Source organism: Streptomyces glaucus, assembly GCF_039533365.1.
Classification (GTDB): domain Bacteria; phylum Actinomycetota; class Actinomycetes; order Streptomycetales; family Streptomycetaceae; genus Streptomyces; species Streptomyces glaucus.
On the sequence record NZ_BAAATK010000002.1, the window covers coordinates 289,956 to 308,599 of the forward strand.

The following is an 18,644-nucleotide window of genomic DNA, read 5'->3' on the forward strand; positions in this document are numbered from 1 at the left end:
CGGCCGGGTGGGTCGCGGGCGTTCCGGGCCGCCTGGAGCGCGCGTCGAGCCGTGGCCGGGCACCGGGACGGTTCAGGCGGCGCGGAGCGGCTCGGCTGTCGTCGGCGGCCCGGACCGGCAGTCGCGGCAGCGGCCGGGGTGTGCGGCGCGGAAGGCGCGTTCGCAGCCGTCGCAGGTCTGGAAGGGAAGCGGTCGGCGGGCGGCCTCGTCGTCCGGTGCGGCGGACGACGCGGGCGCGGAACGCGGGGGCAGGGGCGGCGGCAGGAGCTCCTGGAGGCGGTAGGCGAGCAGCCGGGCCGGGTTCTGGATGTCCGGGGGCAGGCCGGTGGTCAGGGCGCGGTGGACGGCGGCGGCCGTGGCGCCGCCGTCGAACCAGGCGGTGACGGCGGGCGCGAGCCGGTGCACGTCCCGGTGGGAGAGGGTGAGGCGCTCGTCGGTGCGGCGCAGACCGGCGAGGAGGGTGACGGCCCGCTCGTGGTGCCGACCGCGACGGGCGTCCCCTTCCGTCGGGTCCGGCGGCGCGGTGGGGGCGGGGGCTTCGGGCCGGCCGTCCTCCTGAGGCGTTTCCCGGCCGTCCGCCGGAGGGCGGGCGGCGGGACCGAGGTCGCGGACGCGCGGCGCGGCGACGCGGCCGGAGGCGGGAGGTTCGGCCGTCCCGCTCGCCCTGCCGGGGACGTGGTGGGCGTACGTACGCGTGAACAGACGCCCCGTCTCCGTCCGTTCGCGCACCCGCTCCAGATAGCCGTGCGCCTCCAGCTCCCGCAGCGCGAACGCGATCCGGTCCCGGCCTTCCGCGAAGTGCTCGGCCAGGCTGCGGATGTCGACTGGGGAGCCCTCCGGCAGCGACAGGATGTGGGTGGCCAGCCCGATGGCGGTCAGCGACAGCTCGCGGTGCTGGAGGAGGTGGTTGCCGACGATCGTGTAGTTGTCCGGCTGGTACGCCCGTACGTGGGTGACGCCGGAGCGGGTGGTGGTCCGCCGAACGTCCTGATTCGGACGCGCGGCGGCGTTAGGCTTCTTCTCAGCCATGGGGAAGGGCCTTCTTCCTCGATGGTCAGGCCCTCGCACTGGGATGGCAGTCCCGGCGGGGGCCGATGCATGTGTGGGGTTGTGGTGGTGCCTGGGGGCGAGACTGCACGCCCGGGCCGCCGACGCGCCAGCCGCACCGACCGGTTTCACCCGCCCGGGTGACGTACGCGGGGTTTGGTCGGTTGGGAGGGTTATTTCCTCCGGTTCTTTGGTCTTTTACCGCCCGCGGCCCCGGCCCGCGCCCCACCGGGTCCCGTGTTTCCGGGCGCCGGTGGGGCGCGTCGGCAGCGGGTCACCGGCGGGCGCCGCGGCGCGTGGCGGGGAGCCGGTGCGGCCAAGCGGGCGAGGCGGCCCGTGCGGACGGCGACCGTCCGTGGAGTGTCCGGTTTCTGTCCGGGCTGTACGGGGTGACCTGAGTACGGGCGTCCCGGTTGGACAGAGAAGGACTCGGCGGGAGGGCGAGCGGCATGAGCGACTGGGACGCGGGGCTGGAGGACGAGGAGGCCGGGGCCGTGATGCGCACGGTCTCCCGGCAGCTGAAGCTGTGGCGCGAGGCGGCCGGCCTCACGCAGGCCAAGTTCGGCGCGGCCATCGGCTACGGGGAGGACCTGGTCTCATCGGTGGAGCGGGGACGGCGCATTCCCCGCCCGGAGTACCTGGACAGCGCGGACGAGGTGCTGGGGGCGGGCGGCCGGATCGCCGCGATGAAGACGGACGTGGCGGAGGTCCGGTACCCGAAGAAGGTGCGGGACGTGAAGCGCCTGGAGGTCGAGGCGGTACAGATCTGCTCCTACAACAACTCGGTCGTCGACGGCCTCCTCCAGACCGGAGACTACGCACGGGCCGTCTTCAGCTCCCGGCGGCCTCCCTTCACGGAGGAGGAGTTGGAGCAGCAACTGGCCGCGCGGCTGGCTCGCCAGGAGATCATCAGCAGCGCGACGGCCAAGCCACTGTTCAACTTCGTGCTGTGCGAGGCGACGCTACGGCGGCCGATCGGAGGCAGGATGGTGATGCGCGGACAGCTCCAACGGTTGCTGGAGGTGGCCAGGTTGCCCAACGTCGACCTGCAGATCCTGCCTCTGGGCAGTGAGGAGAACTCAGGCCTCGGCGGCCCCTTCCGACTGCTCAAACTCAAGGACGGGGCAACCGTGGGGCTCGGCGAAGCACCACTCACGAACCCCGTGTTCTGCAACCCCAAGGAGACCACGGTCCTCGACATGCGCTATGGGATCATCCGAGCGCAGGCTCTCACGCCCCGGGAGTCGCTGGCCTTCATCGAGACAGTGCTGGGAGAGTCATGACCTTCAAGCCCTCTGGCGGAGCCGGTACCGAGCTGGAGTGGATAAAGAGCAGCCACAGCTCGGACGACGGCCCGTCCTGCGTCGAAGTGGCAGCGATCCCCGACCACATCCTCGTCCGCGACTCCAAGACCCCCACCGGCCCCCGCCTCACCCTCGCCCCCGCCACCTGGACGGCCTTCCTGCCGTACGCGGCCCGGCACTGAGGGGACGAACGCGCGGCGGCCCCGCACCCGATCCCCGGGTACGGAGCCGCCGCCGACACATCGGCTCTCAGGTCGTCGTACGCCTCCGCCGCGCCCCCGGCCGCCGCTCGCTCGGCCGCGTCACCGGCTCGCCCGCCTCGATCGCCGCCAGCCGCCGCTTCATGCCGAAGTCGGCCAGCGCCTCCGCCAGCTTGTGCACGGACGGCTCGGGCGCCATGACGTCCACCCGCAGCCCGTGCTCCTCGGCGGTCTTCGCCGTGGCCGGGCCGATGCAGGCGATCACCGTCACGTTGTGCGGCTTGCCGGCGATGCCGACCAGGTTCCGCACCGTGGAGGACGACGTGAACAGCACGGCGTCGAAGCCGCCGCCCTTGATCGCCTCCCGGGTCTCCGCCGGCGGCGGCGAGGCCCGCACGGTCCGGTAGGCGGTGACGTCGTCGACCTCCCAGCCCAGCTCGATCAGCCCGGCGACCAGCGTCTCCGTGGCGATGTCCGCCCGCGGCAGGAACACCCGGTCGATCGGGTCGAAGACCGGGTCGTACGGCGGCCAGTCCTCCAGCAGGCCCGCGGCCGACTGCTCGCCGCTGGGCACCAGGTCCGGCTTCACGCCGAACGCGATCAGCGCCTTCGCGGTCTGCTCGCCCACCGCCGCGACCTTGATCCCGGCGAACGCCCGCGCGTCGAGCCCGTACTCCTCGAACTTCTCCCGCACGGCCTTGACGGCGTTGACCGACGTGAAGGCGATCCACTCGTACCGGCCGGTCACCAGCCCCTTCACCGCGCGCTCCATCTGCTGGGGCGTGCGCGGCGGCTCGACCGCGATCGTCGGCACCTCGTGCGGCACGGCCCCGTACGAGCGCAGCTGGTCGGAGAGCGACGCCGCCTGCTCCTTCGTGCGCGGCACGAGGACCTTCCAGCCGAACAGCGGCTTGCTCTCGAACCACGACAGCTGCTCGCGCCGGGCTGCGGCGGACCGCTCGCCGACCACGGCTATCACCGGCCGCCCGCCCTCCGGCGAGGGCAGCGCCTTGGCCTGCTTCAGCGTCTGCGCGATCGTGCCGAGCGTGGCGGTCCAGGTCCGCTGCCGGGTCGTCGTGCCGGCGACGGTGACCGTCATCGGGGTGTCCGGCTTGCGGCCGGCGGACACCAGCTCACCGGCCGCCGCGCCCACCCCGTCCAGCGTCGTCGAGACGACGACCGTGCCGTCGGAGGCGCCCACCTCGGTCCAGCAGCGGTCCGAGGCGGTGCGGGCGTCCACGAACCGCACGTCGGCGCCGTGCGCGTCCCGCAGCGGCACACCGGCGTACGCGGGCACGCCGACGGCCGTGGCGACGCCCGGGACGACCTCGAAGGGCACCCCCGCGGCGGCGCACGCCAGCATCTCCTCGGCGGCGTAGGCGTCCAGCCCGGGGTCCCCGGACACCGCACGCACGACCCGCCTGCCGCCCCGCGCGGCCTCCATGACAAGATGTGCGGCATCCCGCACAGCGGGGACTCCAGCGGTCGTCGACGTGCCGTTGACGACCGTCAGCTGGGGCGTGCCTGTGCCCAAGACCGGGTCCGTGGCCGGATCCGCGTCCGTGTGCACTTCGGCGACGCCCTGCCGGGCGTGCTTGCGGACGACGTCGAGCACCTCGTGCTCGGCGACGAGGACGTCCGCGTTCGCCAGCGCCTCCACGGCGCGCAGTGTCAGCAGTCCCGGATCTCCGGGTCCGGCACCCAGGAAGGTGACGTGCCCGTGTTCCGGACCGGCGGGAAGGGTGGTGGGGCTCAATGTGCTCGCTCCCCCATCAGACCGGCCGCGCCCTGGGCGAGCATCTCGGCGGCGAGTCCGCGGCCGAGCGCCACTGCCCGGTCGTGCGTCTGGGGCACGGGACCGGTGGTGGACAGCTGCACCAGCGTGGTGCCGTCGGTGGTGCCGACGACGCCCCGCAGGCGCATTTCCTTGACAATCTGCCGGTCGGCCTGGGGGTCCCCCCGCTCGAGCGGAGCCGAGAGTGGGGGAAGGTCGGCCAGCGCGCCCACAGGGGCGCTGCAACCGGCCTCCAGGGCGGCGAGCAGTGACCGCTCGGCCGTCACGGCGGCCCGCGTGAACGGGTCGTCGAGCTCGGCGAGCGCGGCGATCAGGTCCGCGTTACCGGCGGCGCACTCGATCGCCAGGGCCCCCTGGCCGGGGGCGGGCAGAACCGTGTCGACCGGCAGGAAGTCCGTCACGTCGTCGCCGCGGCCGATCCGGTTCAGCCCGGCGGCGGCCAGGACGACCGCGTCGAGCTCGCCGCTGCGGACGTACCCGATCCGGGTGTCGACGTTGCCGCGGATCGGCACCGTCTCGATGTCCAGCCCGTGGCCGCGCGCGTACGCGTTCAGCTGGGCCATGCGGCGCGGGGAGCCGGTGCCTATGCGCGCGCCGCGCGGCAGGTCGGTGAGCTTCAGCCCGTCCCGGGCGACGATCACGTCCCGCGGGTCCTCCCGTACCGGCACGGCGGCCAGGACCAGCTCCTCGGGCTGCGCGGTGGGCAGGTCCTTCAGCGAGTGGACCGCGAAGTCGACCTCGCCCCGCAGCAGCGCGTCCCGCAGCGCGGTGACGAACACGCCCGTGCCGCCGATCTGCGCGAGGTGCGCGCGGGAGACGTCGCCGTACGTGGTGATCTCGACGAGTTCGACGGGCCGCCCGGTCACCCGGCGCACGGCGTCCGCCACCTGCCCGGACTGGGCCATGGCGAGTTTGCTGCGCCTGGTCCCGAGCCTCAGCGGCTTGTCATTCATGCTGGCCCTCGGTTCTTGTCGGTGCTGTCCTCGGCGCGGGAGACGGAGGCCACGGTCTCCGGGTCGAGGTCGAACAGGGTGCGCAGCGCGTCCGCGTACCCGGCGCCGCCGGGCTCGGCCGCGAGCTGCTTGACCCGGACGGTCGGCGCGTGCAGCAGCTTGTCCACGACGCGCTTGACGGTCTGCGTGATCTCGGCGCGGTGCTTGTCGTCGAGGCCGGGCAGCCGCCCCTCCAGGCGGGCGATCTCGCTCGCCACCACATCGGCGGCCATGGTGCGCAGGGCGACCACGGTCGGCGTGATGTGCGCCGCCCGCTGCGCCGCCCCGAAGGCGGCCACCTCGTCGGAGACGATACGCCGCACCTGGTCGACGTCGGCCGCCATCGGCGCGTCGGCGGAGGCCTCGGCGAGCGACTCGATGTCCACCAGCCGCACCCCGGCCAGCCGGTGCACGGCCGCGTCGACGTCCCGCGGCATGGCCAGGTCGAGCAGGAACAGCACCGGCCGCGGACGCGGCGCCTCGGCGACCGGCTCGGGCCGGCGCAGCTCCGGGACGCGGCCGGCGCTCGCCGCGGTCGCGGCGAGCGCGCCGATCAGCTCGGCGTCCGCCTCGGGACCGCGGCGCGCGGCCTCCCGGCGGTCCACGGCGCCGCCCGCGACCCAGGCCGCGTGCTGCTCCAGCGCCGCCGCGTCCAGGCCGGCCACGGCGGCCTCCCCCATGACGGAGAAGCCGGGCTGCACGGCGGACAGGTCGAGCGGGCACCCCTCGTCGCCGCCTGCGGTCACGGACGCCGGCGCGCCCTGGGCCGGCGCGGCCGTACGGCGGTCGTCGGCGATCTCGGCGACCGGCTGCCCGGTGCGGTCCGCCACCGCCGCGGCGACCGCCTCGGCCGTCAGCACGAGGCCCGTCGCGCCGGTGCAGGAGACGGCGATGTCGGCACGTGTCAGTTCGGCGGCCACCGACTCCATCGGCACCGCGCGGGCCCGCACGCCGGTGTCGTCGCCCTCGGTGAGAGTCCGCGCGAGACGCTCGGCCCGGTCGAAGGTGCGGTTGGCGATGACCACCTCGGCGACCCCGGCGCGCGCCAGCGTGGCCGCGGCCAGCGACGACATCGAACCGGCGCCGATCACCAGGGCCTTCTTGCCGCCGGCCCAGGCCCGCACGTCCGCGCCCCGGGCCAGCTGCTCCAGGCCGAAGGTGACCAGGGACTGCCCGGCGCGGTCGATGCCGGTCTCGGAGTGGGCGCGCTTGCCGACCCTGAGGGCCTGCTGGAACAGGTCGTTCAGCAGCCGGCCAGCGGTGTGCAGCTCCTGCGCCCGGGCCAGGGAGTCCTTGATCTGGCCGAGGATCTGCCCCTCGCCGACGACCATGGAGTCCAGCCCGCACGCCACCGAGAACAGGTGGTGCACGGCCCGGTCCTCGTAGTGCACGTAGAGGTGGGGGGTGAGCTCCTCCAGCCCGACCCCGCTGTGCTGGGCGAGCAGCGTGGACAGCTCGGCGACGCCGGCGTGGAACTTGTCCACGTCGGCGTACAGCTCGATCCGGTTGCAGGTGGCGAGCACGGCGGCCTCGGCGGCCGGTTCGGCGGCCACGGTGTCCTGCAGCAGCTTGTTCTGGGCGTCCGCGTTCAGCGAGGCCCGCTCCAGCACGCTGACCGGGGCGCTGCGGTGGCTCAGCCCGACGACGAGGAGACTCATGCCGGCATCACCGCGGGCACGTCCCCGTCGGGCCCCTGGTCGGCGGAATCCGGCCGGGTGGCGGCGGCCGGGACGGCGCCCTCGGCGGCGGCCTCCTCACCGGCCTTGCGCTGCTCGTGGAAGGCGAGGATCTGCAGCTCGATGGAGAGGTCGACCTTGCGCACGTCGACGCCGTCCGGCACGTTCAGCACGGTCGGCGCGAAGTTCAGGATGGAGGTGACCCCCGCGGCCACGAGCCGGTCGCAGACCTGCTGGGCGGCGCCGGCCGGGGTCGCGATGACCCCGATGGACACCCCGTTGTCCTTGATGATCTTCTCCAGGTCGTCGGTGTGCTGCACCGGGATCCCGGCGACCGGCTTGCCGGTGAGCGCGGGGTCGGCGTCGATGAGCGCGGCGACGCGGAAACCACGGGAGGCGAAGCCGCCGTAGTTGGCGAGCGCGGCGCCGAGATTGCCGATTCCTACGATCACAACCGGCCAGTCCTGGGTCAGGCCGAGTTCACGGGAGATCTGGTACACGAGATACTCGACGTCGTAGCCGACACCCCGGGTCCCGTAGGAACCCAGGTACGAGAAGTCCTTGCGCAGCTTCGCGGAATTGACCCCCGCCGCGGCCGCCAGCTCCTCGGAGGAGACCGTGGGGACCGAGCGCTCCGACAACGCGGTGAGGGCTCGGAGGTACAGCGGAAGCCGGGCGACGGTGGCCTCGGGAATCCCTCGGCTGCGGGTCGCCGGTCGGTGTGTTCGGCCAGTTGCCACGGTGCTCCTGCGGGTAGAGCGGGGCTGTAGGCGGTCATACGTCCCTACATGACCGCCCCGTCGAATGCAGGCTATGTCTTTGTGAACGCGTGCACAAAGATGGTGTCCGATTTGCCCGGCCAACGTGACCGGGGTCACGCGCCCCCGGCGCACGGAAACGGAACCGGCGCGGGCGCACCCTCGTTCCTCTGAGATGGGGGGCAAAGCCGCACACTCTCCTCACGATCTACGCCCCCGCGACCTCTTCACCATCGATCCTAAGCGACTTTCCGGGTTACTCCGGACTACCCGGACCACTCGGTCAACGCCCCGGTCCGGGCGGCCGGGGACCGGTGGTCAGCGGCTTGGCCTAGTCGTTCAGTGCCTTGCGGAGGCGGTCCTCGTTGACGCGCCAGAAGGTGTGCTGCTCGCCGTCCACCAGGACGACGGGGATCTGCTCCCAGTACCGGTCGTGGAGCTCGGCGTCCTGGGTGATGTCCTTCTGCTCCCAGGGGACGCCGAGCTCGCCGCACACCTTCTCCACCACGGCCTGCGCGTCGTCGCACAGATGACAGCCGGGCTTGCGGACGAGGGTGACGAGCCGGTCCCGAGGGGGCCTGCGACGGAAAAGAGGACTCATGTCGGCCATTCTCGCGCGACGGCGCACCGGAGGAAGCCCGCGGAACCGCCGGGAGGGGCGCCGTCCGGATCGCTTCCTCCGCGGCGTCTTTAACCACGCGGTCGCGGAGAGTTCACAGCCTCCGAACCTCTCGACTCCGGAACCACCGAACAGACTGGCTATGCTCACGGGCATGGCCGCTCTCGGATGGCTCACTCCCCGTAGGCGTTCCGCCACGGCGCGGAGCGTGTTGGCAGGCGAGGCCTCGGCGGAGGCCGCCCGCAAGTCCACCCAGGACGTCTCCGGCGAGGAGCCGGAGTTCCCGGTCCACGGCGACGACAAGGCCGCCGCCTTCTTCGACCTGGACAACACCGTGATGCAGGGCGCCGCCCTGTTCCACTTCGGGCGGGGCCTGTACAAGCGGAAGTTCTTCGAGACGCGGGATCTCGCCCGGTTCGCCTGGCAGCAGGCGTGGTTCCGGCTGGCGGGCGTCGAGGACCCGGAGCACATGCAGGACGCGCGCGACTCCGCGCTGTCGATCGTGAAGGGCCACCGGGTCGCCGAGCTGCAGTCGATCGGCGAGGAGATCTACGACGAGTACATGGCCGAGCGGATCTGGCCGGGGACCCGGGCGCTGGCGCAGGCCCACCTGGACGCCGGGCAGAAGGTGTGGCTGGTGACGGCCGCGCCGGTCGAGATCGCGCAGGTGATCGCGCGGCGGCTGGGGCTGACCGGGGCGCTGGGGACGGTGGCCGAGTCGGTCGACGGCGTGTACACCGGCAGACTGGTCGGCGAGCCGCTGCACGGGCCGGCGAAGGCGGAGGCGGTGCGGGCGCTGGCGGCGGCGGAGGGGCTGGACCTCTCGCGGTGCGCGGCCTACAGCGACTCGCACAACGACATCCCGATGCTCTCGCTCGTCGGTCACCCCTACGCGATCAACCCCGATGCGAAACTGCGCAAGTACGCGCGGGAGATGGACTGGCGGCTGCGGGACTACCGCACGGGCCGCAAGGCCGCGAAGGTCGGCATCCCGGCCGCGGCCGGCGTCGGGGCGGTGGCCGGGGGGACGGCCGCGGCGATCGCGCTGCACCGGCGGCGGCGGTAGCGACGACAGCCTCCGGCCGGCCGGCCGGAGGCCCGCGTTCCCGGCCGCGAACCCGCCGGGCGCGGGCGGTACGGCCCGCCGCGGCCCGTACCGCGTCCCGCGGCCGCCCGTCGGCGGCGCCGCGCGGCTCCGGTCAATCCGACTGGCTTACCCCCGCCGCGCCCGCCTCAGTCCACCCGGCCCGCACCCGGCCACAACACGCCCGGACCCACACGGAACTCGAAGCGTTCCGGTCAACAAGCGATCAATATGTGGCACTTGATCGGACGTCAATCGGTTACGGAAGCGACGTAATCGATGATTTGAGCAACTGGGCGTAGCAGCGCCTGCACGAAGCATTATTCTCCTCAGACGCAAACCGGTACCCCACCGTCGCTACGACGGGTGAACGGTCCCGCACTGCACGTGATGGAAGCTCTGCCTCTGGGAGTCCCGTGTACCCACACGTCGGGGTTGACGCCTCGGGCCTGGCTGCGCTGCGCGCAACGGTTCTGGGCCTGTTGCGCGGTTTCGTCCCCACCGCGTACGCCGTCCCCGCCCTCGCCGCAGCCCCCGCCCCCGCCGGCCCGTGCTACGCGCTCGCCGACGGCAGCGCCGCCGTCGGCAGACGAGGGCGCCCGGCCGGCGCCGCCGCCGCCCGCCGTCCCGCCGCGGACAGCGACAGCGCCCGGATGATGGACCTCGTGGAGCGCGCCCAGGCCGGCGAGGCCGACGCCTTCGGCCGCCTCTACGACCAGTACAGCGACACGGTCTACCGGTACATCTACTACCGGGTGGGCGGGAAGGCGACCGCCGAGGACCTGACGAGCGAGACCTTCCTGCGGGCCCTGCGCCGGATCGGGACCTTCACCTGGCAGGGGCGCGACTTCGGCGCCTGGCTGGTCACCATCGCCCGCAACCTGGTCGCGGACCACTTCAAGTCCAGCCGCTTCCGGCTGGAGGTGACCACCGGGGAGATGCTCGACGCCAACGAGGTCGAGCGGTCCCCCGAGGACTCCGTCCTGGAGTCCCTCTCCAACGCCGCCCTGCTCGACGCCGTGCGGCGGCTCAACCCCCAGCAGCAGGAGTGCGTGACGCTCCGCTTCCTCCAGGGCCTGTCCGTCGCCGAGACCGCCCGCGTGATGGGCAAGAACGAGGGCGCCATCAAGACCCTCCAGTACCGGGCCGTCCGCACCCTCGCCCGGCTCCTGCCGGACGACGCCCGCTAGCGCTCCGCCCACGCCAACTCGCCGCCGACGCAAGACCGTTGCCTCCGCGGCCCGCTCGCCCGCCGTCCGTAACCCAAGCACCGCGCCGCTCGTTGTGCGGGATGCAGGCTCCCTGCGGTCGCTCCCTGGCCGACTCCCACCACTCGATCGTGTGCGTGCGGCCAGGGTGTGCGACCCTCAGGATTCCCCTGGGGAGCCGACCGTCATGACGAGAGGAGGTGCCGCCAGTGATCGCGAACGTATCGGCGCACCGGCGGGCGAACGCCTTCGCCCAGGCTCTGGAGGAGCAGTCCGACCGGAGCACGGCGGCCGAGCAGTCCGAAAGACCGGCACCGGACCAGGCCACCGCGGAGCGGACCGAGCAGGAGCGCCTGCTGGGCCTCGCCGCCGGCCTCGGCGCGCTGCCCAGGCCCGAGCTGGACCCCGAGGTCAAGACCGTGCAGCGGGCCCGGCTGGTGGCCGCGTTCGAGGCCATGCTGCAGGAGGGCGAGGCGACGGACCCATCGGTGCCCGAGCAGCGCCGGGCCCAGGGCGCCCACCGGGCGTCCCCGCTGGGAAAACTCCGGCCGCGTTCCCGGCTGGCCAAGGGACTCACCGCGGGCGGGCTCAGCGTCGGTGTGGCCGCGGGAGCCTTCGGCGGAGTCGCCGGCGCCAGTGCGGACGCCCTGCCCGGTGACTCGCTCTACGGCCTCAAACGCGGGATCGAGGACGTCAGGCTCGGCCTCGCCGACGGGGACGACGAGCGCGGCCGGGCCTACCTCGACCAGGCGTCGACCCGGCTGAGCGAGGCCCGCCGCCTGATGGAGCGCGGCCGCGGCGGCCACCTCGACCACGAATCCCTCGGCGAAGTCCGCCGCGCCCTGTCCGGCATGCGGCACGACGCCTCCGAAGGCCACCGCCTGCTGAGCGCGGCGTACCAGCGCGACCCCGACTCCCTGGCCCCCCTCCAGGCCCTCTCCGCCTTCTCCCGCTCGCACCGCCAGACCTGGGGCGCGCTGCGCGAGAAGCTCCCCGTCCAGCTCGGAGACGTCAGTGAGCAGGTGTCGTCGGTGTTCGACGCCATAGACCAGGACGTCGCCCCCCTGCGGTCCCTGCTGCCCGAGACCCCCGAACAGGACGACGGCGACGGCCCCCGGCAGGACGGCACCGGCCCCGCCCCCACCGGCACGTCCGGCTCCGTCCGCCCGGCCCCGTCCGGCACCGCCACCGACGGCCCGCCCGGCAGCGCCCGCACCGGCAGCGGCAGCGCCGGCCCCAGCAGCTCCGCCGACCCCGGCGGCGACGACGAGGGCCTGCTCGGCGGCGGCACGGGCGGCCTGCTCGACCCGCCCGAGGACACCGCCGACGCCTCGCCCCCCACGGGCGGCAGGACGACGCCGCCCGCCGAGCCCGACGTCACGCTCCCCCCGCTCCTCCCCGGCCTCCTGCCCGGCCTGGGCATCGACGGCGAGAACGCGGACTAGTCCGGCCCTCCGACGGCTTCGGCCACACGGCGACGGGGGGCCCCCCTTCAGGAAGGGGGGCGCCCCGTCGCCGTGATGCCGCGCGTGCGCGGCGGAAAGACGCTAGAAGAAGACCGACCTGCGTTGCACCAGCAACTTGTACAGCGTGTGCTGGATCTGCTCCCGGACCTGGTCCGTCAGGTTGAACATCAGCATCGGATCCTCGGCCGCCTCCGGCGGATAGCCGTCCGTGGGGATCGGCTCACCGAACTGGATCGTCCACTTGGTGGGCAGCGGGAGCGCGCCCAGCGGCCCCAGCCACGGGAAGGTCGGCGTGATCGGGAAGTACGGAAAGCCCAGCAGGCGCGCCAGGGTCTTGGCGTTGCCGATCATCGGGTAGATCTCCTCCGCCCCGACGATCGAGCACGGGATGATCGGCGCGCCCTGCCGCAGAGCGGTGGAGACGAAACCACCGCGGCCGAAGCGCTGCAGCTTGTACCGCTCGCTGAAGGGCTTGCCGATGCCCTTGAAACCCTCCGGCATCACCCCGACCAGCTCGCCCTGGGTGAGGAGCCGCTCGGCGTCCTCCGCGCAGGCGAGGGTGTGGCCGAGCTTGCGGGCGAGCTCGTTGACCACCGGCAGCACGAAGACCAGGTCGGCCGCCAGCAGGCGCAGATGCCGGCCCGCCGGGTGGTGGTCGTGCACGGCGACCTGCATCATCAGGCCGTCCAGCGGCAGCGTACCGGAGTGGTTGGCGACGATCAGGGCGCCGCCCTCGGCCGGGATGTTCTCGACGCCCTTCACCTCGACCCGGAAGTACTTCTCGTACACCGGACGCAGCAGGGACATCAGCACCTGGTCGGTGAGCTCGGCGTCATAGCCGAAGTCGTCGACCTCGTAGTCGCCGGTGAGGCGGCGGCGCAGGAAGGCCAGGCCGCTCGCGACGCGCCGCTCCAGGCCGCCGTCGTCCCGCGGCCGGCCCGGCGGTTCCTCGGACGTCACACGGACATCATCCCGCGAAGCGCCCCGGGTGGGCAGAGGCTGCACCTCGCGCGCCCCCGCGGACTCCGCGCCCTTGCGCCGCCCGCCCGCGCTCCGGCGCCGCGCCTGGCGCTGTACGGCGCTCCCGCGGGACCGGTCGTCGTCGAACGGAATGACCTTGGCATCCGCCATCGTTGATGCGCTCCTCAGTTGGCGCTCTGCGTCGGGGGGTGGCCGCCGTCCGGCAGGGACAGCGCGGCGATCCGGTCGACGGCCCCCGCGAGGGCCTGCGGGGGCAGCAGGCCGGGGCCTCGGCTGCGGGCGAAGTCCGCGAACGTCTCCGCGGTCGTGTACTTCGGCCGGAATCCCAGCGTCTCGCGCATCTGGGTGGTGTCCACGACCCGGCCGTGGGTGAGCAGCCGGATCTGCTCCGGGGAGAAATCCGTCATTCCCAGCGTACGCACCAGGGAGCCGGTCCACGTCACCGCGGGCAGCAGCAGCGGCACCGTGGGGCGGCCCAGGCGCCGGGAGCACTGGGAGAGCAGCAGGACGCCGTCGCCGGCGATGTTGAAGGTGCCGCTGTTGAGGGTGCCCCGCCGCGGCTCGTGGGAGGTGATCCGCAGCACCTCGATCACGTCGTCCTCGTGCACGAACTGCAGCCGCGGATCGTAGCCGAACACCGTCGGCAGCACCGGCAGCGAGAAGTACGAGGCGAGCGGCGTGTCCACGCTCGGGCCCAGGATGTTGGCGAACCGCAGCACGCACACCGCCACGTCGGGCCGGCGGCGCGCGAAGCCCCGCACATAGCCCTCGACCTCGACCGCGTCCTTGGCGAAGCCTCCGCTGGGCAGCGACTTGGGCGGGGTCGTCTCGGTGAAGACGGCCGGGTCGCGGGGCGCGGAGCCGTACACGTTCGTGCTGGACTTCACCACGAGCCGCTTCACGGTCGGGGCCTTCTGGCAGGCGCCGAGCAGCTGCATGGTGCCGATGACGTTGGTCTCCTTCACCGAGGCCCGGCTGCCGCCGCCCAGCGGCGTGCCCGTGACGTCCAGGTGGACGACCGTGTCCGCGCCCGTCTCGGCGAGCACCCGCCCGATGGTCGGCTGGCGGATGTCGGTCTGGACGAAGTCGGCGCCGCCCAGGTGATGCTCGGGCGGGACCGCGTCGACCGCGACGACCCGGTCGACCTCGGCATCACGCTGGATCCGCCGCACGAACCGGCCCCCCAGCTGGCGGGCCACTCCGGTGACGAGCACGACCTTGCCCAAGATCAGCGCCCTCCTTCCGCCCTGGTGCGGCCTCGCGGTCGCCCTGCTCGTACCCTGCCGCGTTCCCCGTCCGCGCGCCAACTTAGCGGGTCGGTGCCGTGCCGTGACGACCGCCCGCCGTGCCGCGGGCCGGAAACCGGCGGCCGTACCACCGGACGGAGTCACGGCGGCCGGTACGGCGCCGCACAGGGCCCGTGCGGCGCGTACCGCCACCGGACATGCGTGTGGCCCCCCACCGGTGCGGTGGGGGGCCACAGGACGCGCTCTCGCGGCGCCGCGTCGCGTCGCGTACCTCTGGGTGCGACTACTTCTTGTTGCGACGCTGCACGCGCGTGCGCTTGAGCAGCTTGCGGTGCTTCTTCTTGGCCATCCGCTTCCGCCGCTTCTTGATAACAGAGCCCACGACTTACCCTCGCTCACTTCTCATCACTCGGTGTTTGGGCGCCATGGGCCCACACGACCTTCGAGGGGGTAGCCTACCCGCCCGAGCGCTGAGCTCGTAATCGAGGGGGGTGGGAGAGACCCCGACGTGCCCTGAGGACCTCTCCCCGAGCCACCGTCAGGCCGTTTCCACCCCCACGTAACTGTCGCGGAGGTACTCGTGAACCGCTTGCTCCGGGACACGGAACGAACGCCCGACCCGGATCGCGGGCAGATGACCGCTGTGCACCAGGCGGTACACGGTCATCTTCGACACTCGCATCACCGAGGCGACTTCCGCCACGGTAAGGAACTGAACCTCGTTCAGAGGCCTCTGATCGCCAGCTGCAGCCATGACACACCTGAACCTTCCGCACTCGACGGCCACCGGCTTCCCCTTCCGGTGACTCTTCGTCGCTGCGTGCTCACTCCCCAGACTAGGGGCGGGTGATGCAAGTGGGGAAGAGGTGCACCCTTCGACGCCCTACTGCCACAGACACGCCCGATTGAGTACGTAGCGGGTAAGCGGACGGTAGTAAACGGACCGCACAGCGTCATCAAGCGGAACGACGACGGACACGGCCCCCTGCGCCTCCCCGACGAACGGCGCGGGATCGTCCGTATCGGCCAGCCCAATGGCCTCGAACCCCAGCTGACCTGCACCGCAGACCCAGCCGTGGTCTCCGATCACCAGCTGCGGCAGAGGCCCGCCGGCCTCGGCGGCCGCGGCCAGCGCGGTGCGAACCGGGAGGGGGCTGTGGGTGTGCGCGCCGGTCTCACCACCGGAGCGGGCCGCGTCGGCTTCCCGCACCAGCGCGACTCCTCGTACGTAGTCGAGGTTGTACGTGCGTAGGCCGAACCAGGTCGTTATGTCGACACAGCGACCCTGCGCCGGGGTGAGGACGACACATCCCGCCGCCGACAGCGCGTCCGCCAAAGCGGCGTAGAAACCGAGCAGCCGATGCGGATGGCCGGTGCCCAGGAGGACGGGGGCGCCGCGCCGGGCGGCCTCGGCGAGCCGCTCCGCGAAGGCGTCCAGGGCGGCCAGCGTCCGCGCCGGGTCAATCACATCATGGCCCGAAGTGTGCCGTGGATCGGCTGAAACCCCACACCTGTCCGCCATCAGTTCCATCACGTCCCGCTGCCGCCAGGGCCGCTCGGGATCGATCCCGATCAGTACGCGGGGGTCCCGGGCGGCGAACAGCCGGTAGCTCCGCAGGCTCCGCTCCCGCGGCGTGGCCACCACTCCGGCGAGCCGGGCGGCCAGGAGATGAGCACGGAGGGCCCGCGGTGTGAGCACGCAGCGATGGTGGCGGACCGGGACGGCACGGGGAGGGGTAACGGGGAAACACCGCGCGGTCGGCGTAACGGCGCCGAGCGCCGCCCCCCTCCGGTCACGGCAGAAGCCCCCGCAGCGGGAACGCCGCCCGCCGCGCCGCCAGCACGGCCTGGTCCAGGCGGTCGGCGGGGTCGTACCCGTCCTCCCAGCCGGCCCACTCCACCGGCCACCGCCCGTCCGTCATCCTGGCCGGCGCCAACTGCCGCGTCCGCGCGAACACCTCCTGCCGCCACCCGTCCGGGATCATGGCCTCCGGCGCGATCTCCCGCCCCGCCGCGATGCCCACCAGATGCGTCCAGGACCGCGGTACGACGTCCACCACCGCGTATCCGCCGCCGCCGAGCGCCACCCACCGCCCGTCGGCGTACTCGTGCGCCAGGCCGTGACACGCCGCCTGCACGGCCCGCTGCGCGTCCAGCGACACCGCCAGGTGCGCCAGCGGGTCCTCGAAGTGCGTGTCGGCCCCGTGCTGCGTCACCAGCACCTGCGGCCGGAAGTCCGCGATCAGCTCCGGTACGACGGCGTGGAAGGCCCGCAGCCACCCCGCGTCCCCGGTCCCCGCCGGCAGCGCCACGTTCACGGCCGACCCCTGCGCGGAGTCCGCCCCGGTCTCCTCCGGCCACCCGGTCTGCGGGAACAGCGTGCGCGGATGTTCGTGCAGCGAGATCGTCAGCACCCGCGGGTCCTCCCAGAACGCCGCCTGCACCCCGTCCCCGTGGTGCACGTCGACGTCGACGTACGCGACCCGCTGCGCCCCCAGTTCCAGCAGCCGCGCGATGGCCAGCGAGGCGTCGTTGTAGATGCAGAACCCCGAGGCGCCCGCCGGCATCGCGTGGTGCAGCCCGCCCGCGAAGTTCACCGCGTGCAGCGCCTCCCCGCGCCACACCGCCTCCGCCGCCCCCACCGACTGCCCCGCGATCAGCGCGGACACCTCGTGCATCCCCGCGAAGGCGGGGTCGTCCAGGGTCCCGAGCCCGTACGACTGGTCCGCCGCCCCCGGGTCCGCGGAGGCCGCCTTCACGGCCTCGATGTAGTCCTCCCGGTGGACGAGCCGCAGCGTCGACTCCCCGGCCGCCTTCGCCGCGACCACCTCCACCTCCCGGTCGAGCCCGAAGGCGTCGACCAGTCTCCGGGTCAGGGCGAGCCGGACCGGGTCCATCGGATGTCCCGGCCCGAAGTCGTAGCCCGTTACTGCCTCGTCCCACATCAGCTGTGCGCGGCCGCTCATGCCCGTCACCGTATCGGTCCGGTCGAGCCCCGAACGACCGGGCGCACACCAGCGTCACCGGCGGCGCCACGCGTCGCCCAGCGCTCCCACCAGCGGCGAGCCGATCGGGAACCCGACGCGGTCGAAGACGCCGAGCCGTGCGACGGCCGCGTCCGAGGTTCCCGGGAACAGCCTCCCGGCCGCCCGCGAGCGTCTGCGGCGCCGGCACGCGCGGCCCCGGCGGGCGGGTCCCAGCACCCCGGTCACGCCCCGGGCGCCCCGCCACCGCGGCGAACCCCACGCCGCCGCCACCGACATCCGAGCCGCTCGGTCCCCGCGTTCCCCAAGCCGGCGAGGACCGGTGCGGGCGGCCAGGAAGGCGGGCAGCAGCGCGTCGGAGACCCCGTGCCGGTCCTGGAGGCCGGAATGCGCGTCACGAGCGGAGCGAGGGCGATCCCCTGCGCGCAGAAGCCGAACGCCGGCGAGGCCCTCCCGCGCCGCGGCGCGTCAGCCACGGCGGCGAGCGCAGGACCCGGGACCACCGGCGGGCGGGTCCGGCCGAAGGCGGATCCGCCTCGACTCCGCGCGGGGGCGGAACGTTCCCTCATCCGAGCAGCCCGGCCAGCTCCTGCATGTCGGAGAAGAGTCCGGTGGTTCCCGCGAGCTTCGCGGCAGGCGTCATCGCGGTGAACCCGTACACGTCCATCCCCGCCGCGACGGCCGCCTGCACCCCGAGCGGGCTGTCCTCGACCACGACGCACCGCTGGGGCGCGACCCCCATCCGCTCGGCCGCGTGCAGGAACAGATCCGGCGCCGGCTTCCCCCGGCCCACGTCCTCGGAACTGAAGATCCGCCCGTCGTCGAACCACCGGTCCAGCCCGGTCGTCCGGTGTCCCACCCGAATCCGCTCATGGCTTCCGGAAGAGGCCACGCAGTACGGCACTCCGTCCGCCGCCAGCTTCTCCAGCACTCCGACGACCCCGTCCACCGGCTTCAACTCCCGCTCGAACGCGGCGAACACGCGACCGTGGAAGACGTCGTCGAAGTCCTCGGGGAGCCGCTCCCCCGTGCGCTCCCGGATCAGGTCGTGGACCCGGTGCATCGCGGCCCCCATGTAATCGCGAAGGGAGTCCTCGTAGGAGGTCGGATGCCCGAGTTCGGTCAGGTAGGCGGCCAGGAGCCGGTTGGAGATCGGCTCACTGTCGACGAGAACGCCGTCGTTGTCGAAGATGACCAGGTCGTAGCGCATGCCCCGACACTAGACGAGCGGAAGGGTCCGGAAATGCAGAAAGCCCCGCACCGGAAGGTGCGGGGCTTTCCCA

18 protein-coding genes and 1 pseudogene are annotated in these 18,644 nt (G+C 73.1%); 5 read left to right on the forward strand and 14 right to left on the reverse strand.

The window, feature by feature from the left end:
• Positions 1-72 precede the first annotated feature (72 nt).
• On the reverse strand, positions 73-1,029 hold the full coding sequence (locus ABD363_RS02810; protein ID WP_344599722.1) for a helix-turn-helix domain-containing protein: 957 nt from the start codon (positions 1,027-1,029) through the stop codon (positions 73-75).
• 467 nt (positions 1,030-1,496) lie between these two features.
• On the opposite strand from ABD363_RS02810, the gene ABD363_RS02815 reads away from it, so the two are divergent.
• Together ABD363_RS02815 and ABD363_RS02820 are read left to right on the forward strand one after the other, a co-directional pair.
• Entirely contained in the window at positions 1,497-2,330 is an 834-nt protein-coding gene (locus ABD363_RS02815; protein ID WP_344599723.1) for a helix-turn-helix domain-containing protein, read from the forward strand.
• Positions 2,327-2,533 (forward strand): DUF397 domain-containing protein, encoded by a 207-nt coding sequence (locus ABD363_RS02820; RefSeq protein ID WP_344599724.1) that lies wholly within the window; start codon positions 2,327-2,329, stop codon positions 2,531-2,533. Before ABD363_RS02815 ends, ABD363_RS02820 begins: the two co-directional genes overlap by 4 nt.
• A gap of 67 nt (positions 2,534-2,600) precedes the next feature.
• Here the strand turns inward: ABD363_RS02820 and ABD363_RS02825 are convergent, their stop codons facing one another.
• The 5 genes from ABD363_RS02825 to ABD363_RS02845 form a co-directional block, all read right to left on the reverse strand.
• Positions 2,601-4,307, reverse strand: coding sequence for a bifunctional uroporphyrinogen-III C-methyltransferase/uroporphyrinogen-III synthase (locus ABD363_RS02825; RefSeq protein WP_344599725.1), 1,707 nt, complete (start codon positions 4,305-4,307; stop codon positions 2,601-2,603).
• Entirely contained in the window at positions 4,304-5,299 is a 996-nt protein-coding gene (gene hemC, locus ABD363_RS02830) for a hydroxymethylbilane synthase (protein ID WP_344599726.1), read from the reverse strand. Before hemC ends, ABD363_RS02825 begins: the two co-directional genes overlap by 4 nt.
• Positions 5,296-6,996 carry a glutamyl-tRNA reductase gene (locus ABD363_RS02835; protein ID WP_344599727.1) on the reverse strand — a complete coding sequence of 567 codons (1,701 nt, stop codon included), beginning with the start codon at positions 6,994-6,996 and terminating at the stop codon, positions 5,296-5,298. The genes hemC and ABD363_RS02835 overlap by 4 nt, the downstream gene beginning before the upstream one ends.
• Positions 6,993-7,754, reverse strand: coding sequence for a redox-sensing transcriptional repressor Rex (locus ABD363_RS02840; RefSeq protein WP_344599728.1), 762 nt, complete (start codon positions 7,752-7,754; stop codon positions 6,993-6,995). The genes ABD363_RS02835 and ABD363_RS02840 overlap by 4 nt, the downstream gene beginning before the upstream one ends.
• Positions 7,755-8,103: 349 nt before the next feature.
• Positions 8,104-8,382: a glutaredoxin family protein gene (locus tag ABD363_RS02845; RefSeq protein WP_344599729.1), complete on the reverse strand. Its 279-nt coding sequence runs from the start codon at positions 8,380-8,382 to the stop codon at positions 8,104-8,106.
• Positions 8,383-8,545: 163 nt separating this feature from the next.
• Between ABD363_RS02845 and ABD363_RS02850 the strand changes: the two genes are divergently transcribed.
• The 3 genes from ABD363_RS02850 to ABD363_RS02860 all read left to right on the forward strand — a co-directional run bounded on the left by ABD363_RS02850 (position 8,546) and on the right by ABD363_RS02860 (position 12,128).
• Positions 8,546-9,457, forward strand: a complete 912-nt coding sequence (locus tag ABD363_RS02850; protein ID WP_344599730.1) for an HAD family hydrolase — start codon at positions 8,546-8,548, stop codon at positions 9,455-9,457.
• Between the two features lie 434 nt (positions 9,458-9,891).
• Positions 9,892-10,665 (forward strand): ECF subfamily RNA polymerase sigma factor, BldN family, encoded by a 774-nt coding sequence (locus tag ABD363_RS02855; RefSeq protein ID WP_344599731.1) that lies wholly within the window; start codon positions 9,892-9,894, stop codon positions 10,663-10,665.
• Between the two features lie 227 nt (positions 10,666-10,892).
• Complete coding sequence (locus tag ABD363_RS02860; protein WP_344599732.1) at positions 10,893-12,128, forward strand: DUF5667 domain-containing protein; 1,236 nt, start codon at positions 10,893-10,895, stop codon at positions 12,126-12,128.
• 102 nt (positions 12,129-12,230) lie between these two features.
• Here ABD363_RS02860 and ABD363_RS02865 read toward each other — a convergent pair whose 3' ends face one another.
• The 8 genes and pseudogenes from ABD363_RS02865 to ABD363_RS02905 all read right to left on the reverse strand — a co-directional run bounded on the left by ABD363_RS02865 (position 12,231) and on the right by ABD363_RS02905 (position 18,571).
• On the reverse strand, positions 12,231-13,280 hold the full coding sequence (locus ABD363_RS02865) for a lysophospholipid acyltransferase family protein (RefSeq protein WP_344599733.1): 1,050 nt from the start codon (positions 13,278-13,280) through the stop codon (positions 12,231-12,233).
• Between the two features lie 14 nt (positions 13,281-13,294).
• Entirely contained in the window at positions 13,295-14,356 is a 1,062-nt protein-coding gene (locus ABD363_RS02870) for an NAD-dependent epimerase/dehydratase family protein (protein ID WP_344599734.1), read from the reverse strand.
• Between the two features lie 304 nt (positions 14,357-14,660).
• Positions 14,661-14,759: a 30S ribosomal protein bS22 gene (locus ABD363_RS02875; RefSeq protein WP_003948845.1), complete on the reverse strand. Its 99-nt coding sequence runs from the start codon at positions 14,757-14,759 to the stop codon at positions 14,661-14,663.
• Between the two features lie 156 nt (positions 14,760-14,915).
• The gene (locus tag ABD363_RS02880) at positions 14,916-15,131 is read right to left on the reverse strand and encodes a helix-turn-helix domain-containing protein (protein ID WP_344599735.1); all 216 of its coding nucleotides are present in this window, start codon (positions 15,129-15,131) and stop codon (positions 14,916-14,918) included.
• A gap of 129 nt (positions 15,132-15,260) precedes the next feature.
• Positions 15,261-16,076, reverse strand: coding sequence for a phosphatase (locus ABD363_RS02885; RefSeq protein WP_344599736.1), 816 nt, complete (start codon positions 16,074-16,076; stop codon positions 15,261-15,263).
• Between the two features lie 94 nt (positions 16,077-16,170).
• Positions 16,171-17,343: an acetoin utilization protein AcuC gene (locus ABD363_RS02890; RefSeq protein ID WP_344599737.1), complete on the reverse strand. Its 1,173-nt coding sequence runs from the start codon at positions 17,341-17,343 to the stop codon at positions 16,171-16,173.
• Positions 17,297-17,623: pseudogene (locus ABD363_RS02895) on the reverse strand (MFS transporter); the annotation flags it as partial. The gene ABD363_RS02890 and the pseudogene ABD363_RS02895, both read right to left, overlap by 47 nt.
• A gap of 303 nt (positions 17,624-17,926) precedes the next feature.
• On the reverse strand, positions 17,927-18,571 hold the full coding sequence (locus tag ABD363_RS02905) for an HAD family hydrolase (protein ID WP_344599738.1): 645 nt from the start codon (positions 18,569-18,571) through the stop codon (positions 17,927-17,929).
• Between the last annotated feature and the right edge of the window lie 73 nt (positions 18,572-18,644).